Here is a 10,631-nt window from a genome sequence, read left to right on the forward strand (position 1 = left end):
GTCGGCAACCGGGCTCATTCATAGTGGCCCAATCAAACACCCGACAAATGGCGCTTCGAATTATACAAGTTAGACCTTATCCTTGATGCCATGACATCCGTTCCGTAGGTTGCAACGCGAACGGACGTTCCCCCCAAGCCAAAACAATCAGTGGAGAAATTCGATGGAGTTGACGGAGCTGGCTCGACGCGAGGCGGTCGGAGCAAAGTACAGCGTCGAGGCCATGAAGCGGGCGCAGGCCCTCACATGGGAAGCGACCGAAAAAATCGCCGCCATCATCAAGCCCGGCATGCGTGAGTCGGAAGCCATTGCGGCCGGTAAGGCGCTGCTCGGCACGCTCGGCATGGACCGCATCTGGCATCCGGTGTTGATCCGCTTCGGCGAAAACACGTTGCGCACCTTCAGCGAACGTAGCGATAACGACCCGGTGCTCGGTGACGACGACATCTATTTCATCGATATCGGCGTGGTGTTCGGAGCCCATGAAGGCGACTGCGGCTTCACCCGCACGACCGGCACCGATTCCGAGATGCAGCGCTGTGCCGACGACGCGAGGCGCCTGTTCGACATCGTGCACGCCCACTGGCGCGCCGAAGGCGTGACCGGACAAGCGCTGTATGAGTTCGCGAAGACGCAGGCCGAAGCGATGGGCTGGGTCCTCAACCTCGACATCAAGGGCCATCGGGTGAGCGACTTCCCGCACGCCATCCACAAGGGCGGCAGGCTGGCCGATCTGGACGGCACGCCCAGCAGCGGCCTATGGATTCTCGAGATCCAGATCGCCCATCCGACGCGTGCCTTCGGCGCCTTCTACGAAGACCTGCTCATCTGATGTTCGTGTGATGCTTATCGGATGATTCCGGCCACGCGCCGCGAGAGCGGCGCGGCCGGGATTCCATGGGCAGCCCCGACGAAGACCAAGAAATACCCAACAAATACTCAACACGCAGTTCAATCTGGCTCAAGCCGCCATTCGCGGCTCAAGACTTGAGCGCAATCTTCGCTGTCGTCACCCCATGCTCGCCATGACACTACGCACGTCACAACGTAGTGATAACGCAACATCATCGGGCGGTTTCCGAACTTTTCCTGCTGTTTCGCCTCGCGATCCTCACCGTTTCGACGGACAAATCCCCTCCGGCATCTGACCCCAAATCACGTCGAGCGCACGTCATTGAAGGCTCGCATGCTGTTTTGCCAATTGTCCAGAGCCACCCGGTCGCGCGTCGTGGCCCGTCGCCCGGACTTTTGGCACATCTTTCCCCAATTACCCGTTATGCGTTAACGTTCGATGGTCGACGGATATTTCCCAATGTACGACACACCGGCAGCGGAGACGTCACCCCGGCGCTGTGCCACTCGCTCAGGCACGTGCACGAGGGTGAGCTGCCCGTCGTGCGTCCGTCGAATGTGGAGTTGAAGTCCTCCGCAGTTGAAGTCCCTTTCTATCTCGCTTACGACAAGAACCAAAGAAAGACGATGAAAAACCCAACCTTCACCAAAGCTCTCCTGGCCACGGCGCTGGCCGGTGCGCTGTTCAACGTTCACGCGGCATCGCAGGCTCCGGTCGGCGCGGAGAACGGCATGGTCGTGACGGCCCAGCACCTCGCGTCGAAAGTCGGCGTCGATGTGCTCAAGGCCGGCGGGAATGCCGTCGACGCAGCCGTTGCCGTGGGCTATGCACTCGCCGTGGCGTACCCGGCAGCGGGCAACATCGGCGGCGGCGGCTTCATGACGATCCAGCTCGCCGACGGCCGCAAGACCTTCCTCGACTTCCGTGAAAAGGCCCCGCTCGCCGCGACGGCCAACATGTACCTCGACAAGGACGGCAACGTCATCAAGGGCGCCTCCACCACCGGCTATCTGGCCGTGGGCGTGCCGGGCACCGTCTCGGGCATGGAATACGCGCGCAGCAAGTACGGCACGAAGACGCGTCAGCAACTGCTCGCGCCTGCCATCACGCTGGCCGACAAGGGCTTCGTGCTGGATCAGGGCGACGTCGACATGCTGTGGACGTCCACCAAGGATTTCGAGAAGGACCGCGCCAACTCGGGCGCCATCTTCCTGAACAAGGGACAGCCGTTCCAGCCGGGCGAGCGCCTGGTGCAGAAGGACCTCGCACGCACGCTCAAGCTGGTCAGCGCGAAGGGCCCCGACGGCTTCTACAAGGGTGAAGTCGCCGACAAGCTGGTGGCATCGATGAAGGCCGGCGGCGGCATCATCACGCAGGCCGATCTCGACCAGTACCAGACGCGTGAACTCGCGCCGGTCGAATGCGACTACCGCGGCTATCACGTGGTGTCGGCACCGCCCCCCAGCTCGGGCGGCGTGGTGATCTGCGAGATCATGAACATTCTCGAAGGCTACCCGATGAAGGAGCTGGGCTATCACTCGGCTCAGGGCGTGCACTACACCATCGAAGCGATGCGTCATGCTTACGTCGACCGCAACAGCTATCTGGGTGACCCGGACTTCGTGAAGAACCCGATCGCGCAGTTGCTCGACAAGAACTACGCCGCCAAGATTCGCGCCGCGATCCAGCCGCAGAAGGCCGGTATCTCGCAAGAGATCAAGCCGGGTGTGCCGCCGCATGAAGGCAGCAACACCACGCACTACTCCATCATCGACAAGGACGGCAACGCCGTGTCGGTCACCTACACGCTCAACGACTGGTTCGGCGCGAAGGTCATGGCCAACGGTACGGGTGTACTGCTCAACGACGAAATGGATGACTTCACCGCCAAGGTGGGCGTGCCGAACCTGTACGGTCTGATCCAGGGTGAAGCGAACGCCATCGGGCCGGGCCGCCGTCCGCTGTCGTCGATGAGCCCGACCATCGTCACTAAGGATGGCAAGCCGGTCATGGTCGTGGGTACGCCGGGTGGCAGCCGCATCATTACGGCCACGCTGCTGACGATGCTCAACATGATCGACTACGGCATGAACCTGCAAGAAGCGGTCGATGCGCCGCGCTTCCACCAGCAGTGGATGCCGGAAGCGACGAACATCGAGCCGTTCGCCCTCAGCCCGGATACGCAGAAGATTCTGGAAAGCTGGGGCCAGAAGTTCGCAGGTCCGCAGCCGGCGAACCACATTGCAGCGATTCTCGTGGGCGCCCCGTCGCTCGGCGGCAAGCCGATCGGCAAGAACCGTTTCTATGGCGCGAACGATCCGCGTCGTAACACGGGTCTCGCACTCGGGTACTGATGCACGATCCGGTCCGGACATCGTCCGGATCGTCGGCGATGCAAGTGATCGCCAATGAAACGGGGCCGCAATCGCGGCCCCGTTTTTTTGTCCTCGAATCTCCCGGGCTTCGTCTCAGCGACGATGATCGACGCGACGTGCCAGTCGTTCGCCCGCGCGCTGCACCAGTGTGACCAGCGCCACGAGAATGACGATCACGTTGAACATGACGCTGGTCTCGTAGCGCTCGTAGCCATAGCGCACCGCAAGATCGCCGAGCCCGCCCGCGCCCACGGCGCCCGCCATCGCCGACGCACCGACCCTCGCAATCACCGTCACCGTCGCACCGCCCAGAATGGCGGGCAAGGCTTCCGGCAACAACACGTGCCGCACGATGTGCCACCGGCGGCAGCCCATCGCGCGGGCCGCTTCGATCAGGCCCGGGTCGATCTCGCGCAGACCGACCAGCGCTTCGTCGTCGAGCGATGCGATGTCCACGCCATCCACCTTGATGTGGCCCACGCCCGGCAACTCCAGCGCGTTGATCGTGCGCAACAGCGTGGACTTGCCCGCGCCGCTGCGCCCGATGATGCCGAAGCTCTCGCCGCGTTGCACCGCGAAGGAGATGTCTTGCAGCACAGCGCTCGATGCGCCCGGATAGATCTTGCCGAGTCCGTCGAAGGTGATGTGCACGACCTCGCGTGCGGCTGCCGTAGGCAGACGGGTGACGGGGGCTGCGCTGGCGTTTCGTGTCGCCATCGTCGGCTCCTCGTAGGTGATGGGCTGGATATCAGGTATGGGGGTGTGGGGTGTGCGTTCGGTTCAGGACGTCGGGACATCAGAACGCCGGGACCACCGAGCCTTGATACTTCGTCTCGATGAACTTGCGCACTTCTTCAGACTGATAGGCCTTGACCAGCGGCGCGACCCACGGAGCGTTCTTGTCCTTCTCTCGCACGGCGATGATGTTCACGTACGGATTGTTCTCGCGCTTCTCCACTGCGATGCCGTCGCGCGTGGCGATCAGGCCCGCCTGATAGGCAAAGCTGTTGACGATGGCCGACGCGTCGAGATCGCCGTTGTTGAGCGCCTCGTTCGGGCTGGCGGTGCCGCTCACGACGATGGGTTCGACGTTCAGGCCACGCGATTTCGCGACCTTCGTGACCACTTCCCAGATTTCCTCGTCGACGCCGCCACGCACACCGACCTTGAGCGGCTTGTCGGCCGCGTGGGCCGCCATCGTCCCCAGCGACCCCACCGTGCCGATGGCGAATGCGATCGAGAGACTGCCGAGCAGACGAAACAATTGGCGGCGTTGCATGAAAACTCCGCTTGATGTTGGTATCGGTGACGCCGGTTGAGGCGAACGCACAGTGTAGGAAGCGACGCCCGGGAGCGTCCAATAACCAATTGCGTAAAGCTAATGGGTCGCCGCGCAAAGAGCATTCGTGCGCCGAAGGTTCTGCACATGTAACTTTTTGTAATACGCGATCGAGAAATTCAGGAACTCCTCGCTGACGCGTCGTCCAACAGGTTTCCCCGTGAATTGCGTCCGTGCTCTGTGTGGCGATGCCTGCCGCGCAGCGCGGCTTTTTTGCCGACGCGAATCATCCGCCCACCGCTTGTCTCTACGGAACCTCGCGAAGATGTCCGCCTTGTGGTACCCGCTGCTCAGCCCGTCCCTGCCCCGCCTTTACCGCCTGTCGCCTCGCGCCATTGCCATCGCCCGTCTGGTGATGTTCGGCGTCATTTTGCTGATTGCGGGGCTGCCGGTGAGCGACGCGCTCGCTGCCAACGCACATCACACGAGCACCGGCAAACGCCGTCACGACGTCGTCAAGAAGAAAAAGCCCGTGGCAAAGAAGGCCAAGGCAGCCCCGCAGCGCAAGGCGACGGCAAGCGCCTCGCGCAAGCGTGCGGCGAGTCATTCGGCGAAATCGCGGACCGCGCGGGGCGCGAAGAAGGCTGTGCCGCCGCGTCATGCCAAGGCGGCGAGATCGACGGCCCAACGGGCGCCAACGACAGCCAGACGCAAGGCAGTGCCCAGAACGGCGGCCGTTGCGGGCGCCGGGAGTGTGGCGGCAGGGACGGCCGCGGCTGCGACCAGCACGGCGCCCGCTTCTGCACAAGTGAGTACCGACGCCAAGCCGCGTCTGCTTGCGCGATGTGGCTTCACGCCAGCGTCGCGCAAGCGGCTGTTCTCAAAGGCCGTCTATATCGTCGACGAGAAGACCCACACGCCGCTGTTCGCGCGCAACGCGGATCAGGTGCGCCCCATCGCGTCGCTCTCGAAACTCATGACGGCGGTCGTCTGGCTCGATAGCGGCCCGGCCATGCGTGCGCCGCTGAGCGTCACCACCGCAGATCTCGACACGCTCAAGTTCACGCATTCGCGTCTGGCGGTGGGCTCGACGCTCTCGCGCGCCGACATGCTGCACATCTCGCTGATGGCCTCCGAGAATCGCGCAGCGGCAGCGCTGAGCCGCGACTATCCGGGCGGACGTCCCGCGTTTATCTCGGCGATGAATGCCAAGGCACGCCTGCTCAACATGCCGAATACACGTTTCGAGAACTCCACGGGGCTCTCGCCGCGAAACGTGTCGACGGCGCGCGAACTGGCGCGACTGGTGCGCGCGTCGAACGGCTATCCGCTCATTCGCCGCTACTCGATTGATAACCAGCAACTTGTGCCTACGGGCAAAGGACAGTTGCAGTACGTCAATACGAATCGACTGGTGCGCTACGGGAAGGTCCACGCGAGCGTGCAGAAAACCGGCTTCATCAACGAGTCGGGACACAACATGGTGATGCGCGTGCTGGTGCACAAGACACGTCCCGTCATCGTGACCATGCTCGGTAGCGATACCCCCGAAGGCTCACGACTGGACGGTGTGCGTATCGCGCATTGGTTGTCGTGTTCGTTGCGGTAGGTGCTTGTGTAGGGATGAAGACGACCGGTTAGCGCTTGCGTGCGTGCCAACGTCCCCAGATAGCAGTGAGGAGCAGCAACAATGCCCCGGTGCCGATCACGGCGTCGAAGCCTTGATTGAAGGCCGTGTTGGACAACGTCGTGAGCGCGTCGGCCATTCCCGGCGACAGATGCTCGGCGACGATCTGGGCTTCATCGAGGCTATCGCGCACGGTGTCGGGCAACGAAGCGACTTGCGGCACATCCATCGCGCGGCCGTAGACGAAGGTCAACAAGCTGCCCATGAACGTCACGCCGAGCGCGCCACCGAGTTCGTACGACACCTCCTCCACCGACGCGGCCATGCCCGCGCGCTCGGGCGGCGCACTCTGCATGATGGTGTGCGAGGCGGCAGTCATCGTCGCCCCGACGCCAAGCCCGAGGATCACCAGCGCGAGTCCCCACAGGACGAATCCGGAATCACGCAGGAATAGATAGCCCGCCATGCCGGCGGCCGACATCGTCAGCGAAATCGACAGCAAGCGCGTACTTCCCATGCGCGGCAGCATACGTCCCGCAATCGGCCCCGCGACGAACGCCGCCAACGACAACGGCATCCCCGCCAGTCCGGCGGCAAGCGGCGAGTAACCCAGGACCAGTTGCAGTCGCTGGCTGAACACCAGTTGCATGCCGATCAACGCGGCAGCGGCGATCAGTGCTGCGGCAACGGCGCCGGCGAACACCGGATTGCGGAACAGTGCGAAGTCGAGCAGTGGGTGCTCGCTGCGTTGCTGACGCTTGACGAACGCCCACAGGAAGACGGCGCCGACGAACACCGCGACGCCGACCGTCGTCCAGTCGGGTGACATCTTGCCTGCGCTCTTGATCGCGTACGTCACGCCGATCAGACCGACCATGAAGAGCAACGAGCCGAGCCAATCCCATGGTTGCGTCGACGTCGCCCCACGATTCGGGATCAGCCACCAGGCCACAGGCAGCGCGATCAGCACGATGGGTACGTTGATCAGAAAGACCGAACCCCACCAGAAGTGTTCGAGCAGCGCCCCGCCGACGATCGGGCCAAACGCCGCGCCACCCGAGGCGACCGACGCCCAGATACCGATAGCGAGCGCTTGCTCATGCGGATCGGCAAAGGTCAGGCGAATCAACGAAAGCGTCGCGGGCATCATCATCGCAGCCCCCACACCGAGGAAGCCGCGCGCGACGATCAACACATTGGCGCTCGGCGCGAAGGCCGCAGCAAGCGACGCGATACCGAAAACGACGAGGCCGGCGAGAAACAATTGCTTGTGGCCAAGGCGGTCACCGAGCGTGCCCATGCCGAGCAACAGACCCGATACGACGAGTGCGTAGGCATTGACGATCCACAGCTTGGCGGAGGCCGTCGCTGCGAGATCGTGGGTCAGACGCGGCAGTGCCGTATAGAGCACCGTCATGTCGATCACGATGAGCAGCAGCGCCACCGACACGATAGCCAGTACCCACCAACGACGGGTGTCGCGAGTGTGGGGAACCGGATGTGTTGAGGTATGCAGACTGGACATCGGAAAACTCCTTTGCTTCTTCGCGCCGGTCCGGTTGTCTGCGTGACTTCCGAGCTATCCGGCGCATTCATTTATTTCTAGGGAAAACCCGCATCATCCATCAATAAATCAATTGATAAAAGTTAGATTTCATCTGAAAAGCAGATGGATGTAGGCAGCATTCTGCGTATGGCGTTTGTGAGACGGGGATGAACGAGGTTACGCGGAGATGCACCCTTCACAGGGTCAGAATCGAACGACTGTTCTAGCGCGCGCGTCAAGACTGGCGATACACCACGTGGACGCATACAATCTGCGCCACATTCCCATTGGGCGAAAAATCCCCCCGATTCGTACATGGCATCTCATCCGACCCGAATTCCCGACGCCGTCTCGCTTCCCGAGCTGACGGTGCGCGGCATGATCCTCGGTGCGTTGATCACCGTAGTGTTCACCGCATCCAACGTATATCTCGGCCTCAAGGTCGGTCTGACGTTTTCGTCTTCGATTCCCGCTGCCGTCATTTCGATGGCCGTATTACGGGCGCTGCGTGGCGGCAACATCCTCGAGAACAATATGGTGCAGACGCAGGCGTCCGCAGCCGGCACGCTCTCGTCGATCATCTTCGTCTTGCCCGGTTTGCTGATGATCGGGCATTGGCAAGGCTTTCCGTTCGGCCTGACGCTGGCGATCTGTGCGTCGGGCGGCATTCTCGGTGTGCTGTTCACCATTCCGCTGCGACGCGCGATGGTCGTCGACAGCGACCTGCCTTATCCCGAAGGTGTCGCGGCGGCGGAAATTCTGCGCGTCGGCAGTGAGGGGGACGAAGGCACGCCTTCGGCTGGCAAGAAGGCCGCGACGGGTAACGAATCCAGTGGCGTGCGCGAGATTGCGTTCGGCGGCGTGGTGTCGGCGCTTTTCGCGTTTGCCACGGCGGGGCTGAAGGTGCTCGGCGAGAGCATCACGGCGTGGATTCCTGCGGGTGCCGCTGTCTTTCGTCTCACGACGGGTTTCTCGCTCGCGTTGATCGGTGCCGGCTATCTCATCGGTATCGTGTCCGGGCTGGCGATCCTGCTCGGCGTTGTGTTGACGTGGGGTATCGCGGTGCCGGTGCTCACTTCCATCACGCCGAATCCCGATGGCGTGGCGATGGCCGCGTTCGCCAACGGGCTGTGGCAGCACAAGGTGCGCTTCATCGGCGCCGGCGTGATCGGCGTGGCCGCTGTCTGGACGTTGATTACGTTGGCAAAGCCGATGGTCGATGGCGTGAAGACGTCGTTTGCCGCGTTGGGTAAGTCGCGCGGTGCGCGCGGGGCAGGTGCGCCGGCGCGAACGGAGCAGGATCTGTCGCCGTATTGGGTGATCGGACTGACGTTGCTGTGTGTGGCCGTCTGGGTCGTGACATTCGGAGTCTTCCTGGCGGAGGCGCCGCTGTCGTTCGGTGCGATCGCGACGTTGGTCATTTGCAGCGTGGTGTTTGCTGTCGTCTTCGGTTTTCTGGTGGCTGCCGCGTGCGGCTACATGGCCGGGCTGGTCGGATCGTCTGCCAGTCCGATTTCGGGCATCGGGATTGTGGCTGTGGTGCTCGTCTCGCTGCTGATTCTGAGCGTCAGCCAGGCGAGTGGGTTGCTCGACACGGGCGCGGGAAGCAAGCTGGCGATTGCGTTGGCACTCTTCACGACGGCTGCCGTCATCGCTATCGCGACCATCTCGAACGATAACCTTCAGGATCTGAAGACGGGTTGGCTTGTGGGGGCGACGCCGTGGCGTCAGCAGGTGGCGTTGCTCGTCGGCTGCGTGGTGGGTGCGGCGGTGATTCCGCCGGTGCTCAATCTGCTCTACAACGCGTACGGCTTTACGGATGCGTTGCCGCGTCCCGGAATGGATCCGTCGCAAGCGTTGTCGGCGCCGCAGGCGATTCTGATGACGGCGATTGCCAAGGGCATCTTCACGCACCAGCTCGACTGGTCGATGTTAGGCATTGGGGCGGTGCTCGGTCTCACGTTGATTGCCATCGATGCGGTGTTGGCCAAGCGCGGTGGTGTTGCGCGTGTACCGGTCATTGCCGTGGGTATTGGCATCTATTTGCCGCCGACGATCGGTTCGGTGCTGGTGATCGGTGCGTTGTTGGGGTGGATTGCGCAGCGTGTATTGAAGGCACGTGCGAAGGCGAAGGGGGAGGATTACGGCCCCTACGCGGAAGCGGCGGAGCGACGCGGCGTGTTGCTGGCGTCCGGCCTGATCGTTGGCGAAAGTCTCGTGGGTGTTGCGATGGCGATGGTCGTCGGTTTCACCGGCTCGGACGCCCCGCTCGCGCTTGTCGGCAGCAGCTTCGCCCCGACGTCCGAATGGCTCGCACTGATCGTATTCGTCGGCATCTGCGTAGTCATCGTGCGTAGGGTCCTGGCCACAGCGCGCTAACGAATTGCCGCACCGACGACCAACGTCGTCGGCTAGCTGCCTAGCTGTTTCAGTTGTCTTTACGAGTCGATGCCCGGCAGATTGAGGGCATCGACTCGTATCTCCCCGCCTCTCAGTCACACGACGATGGCAGCGGTATCCGCAAGTTGGTAGCCGTCTCAACGACGGTGCTGCCCCGCAGTGCGTCATCGTCCCAATCCACCGAAAATCATCGTTACCCTGCGGGTCATTGTCGACTTGCAGCCTGGTATCAGTTCAAAGCGCCGAAGCCGCTGCGATCTTTTCAAGCCGCAGTGCTCTTGGGTGCTATCCCCGAGATCGACAGTGGCGGAGGCCACGCTGCGATTAGGTTGGGAGCATTGGAGGGCATTACGTGGCGTACACCGAGATAACGGAGCGCGTCGTCTTCTTCCGGACGCTTCGTGGAAATCAGGCTAGCCGACACCGGTGACCTGCCCCCTTCAATCGGGCCAATGGGCTTCTAGCAAAGTCCCGTTAAACCAACTCCTGGAAAGCGGCAGGAGCGTCCGCGGTTGCTCGATGTTTCGCCGCAAACTCTGACGGCGCAAGGT

General features: G+C 62.6%; 7 protein-coding genes. 4 read left to right on the plus strand and 3 right to left on the minus strand.

Annotation, left to right across the window (positions count from 1 at the left end):
- Window positions 1–163 precede the first annotated feature (163 nt).
- Both PCA20602_RS20075 and ggt read left to right on the plus strand, forming a co-directional pair.
- Window positions 164–832, plus strand: a complete 669-nt coding sequence (locus tag PCA20602_RS20075) for a M24 family metallopeptidase (RefSeq protein WP_150722684.1) — start codon at window positions 164–166, stop codon at window positions 830–832.
- A gap of 752 nt (window positions 833–1,584) precedes the next feature.
- The gene (gene ggt, locus PCA20602_RS20080) at window positions 1,585–3,207 is read left to right on the plus strand and encodes a gamma-glutamyltransferase (RefSeq protein ID WP_246182257.1); all 1,623 of its coding nucleotides are present in this window, start codon (window positions 1,585–1,587) and stop codon (window positions 3,205–3,207) included.
- Window positions 3,208–3,321: 114 nt separating this feature from the next.
- On the opposite strand, the gene PCA20602_RS25840 is transcribed toward ggt, so the two are convergent.
- Both PCA20602_RS25840 and PCA20602_RS20090 read right to left on the minus strand, forming a co-directional pair.
- Window positions 3,322–3,945 carry an ABC transporter permease subunit gene (locus PCA20602_RS25840; protein WP_150722686.1) on the minus strand — a complete coding sequence of 208 codons (624 nt, stop codon included), beginning with the start codon at window positions 3,943–3,945 and terminating at the stop codon, window positions 3,322–3,324.
- A gap of 79 nt (window positions 3,946–4,024) precedes the next feature.
- Entirely contained in the window at window positions 4,025–4,507 is a 483-nt protein-coding gene (locus tag PCA20602_RS20090; RefSeq protein WP_150722687.1) for a MetQ/NlpA family ABC transporter substrate-binding protein, read from the minus strand.
- Between the two features lie 325 nt (window positions 4,508–4,832).
- Between PCA20602_RS20090 and PCA20602_RS20095 the strand changes: the two genes are divergently transcribed.
- A complete protein-coding gene (locus PCA20602_RS20095) occupies window positions 4,833–6,116 on the plus strand; it encodes a serine hydrolase (protein WP_246182253.1) in 1,284 nt (427 codons plus the stop codon).
- 28 nt (window positions 6,117–6,144) lie between these two features.
- Here PCA20602_RS20095 and PCA20602_RS20100 read toward each other — a convergent pair whose 3' ends face one another.
- Entirely contained in the window at window positions 6,145–7,659 is a 1,515-nt protein-coding gene (locus PCA20602_RS20100) for an MFS transporter (RefSeq protein WP_150722688.1), read from the minus strand.
- Window positions 7,660–7,995: 336 nt separating this feature from the next.
- Between PCA20602_RS20100 and PCA20602_RS20105 the strand changes: the two genes are divergently transcribed.
- Window positions 7,996–10,059, plus strand: a complete 2,064-nt coding sequence (locus PCA20602_RS20105; RefSeq protein ID WP_150722689.1) for an OPT family oligopeptide transporter — start codon at window positions 7,996–7,998, stop codon at window positions 10,057–10,059.
- Window positions 10,060–10,631: the final 572 nt, after the last annotated feature.

Source organism: Pandoraea capi (genome assembly GCF_902459735.1).
Taxonomy (GTDB): Bacteria; Pseudomonadota; Gammaproteobacteria; order Burkholderiales; family Burkholderiaceae; genus Pandoraea; species Pandoraea capi.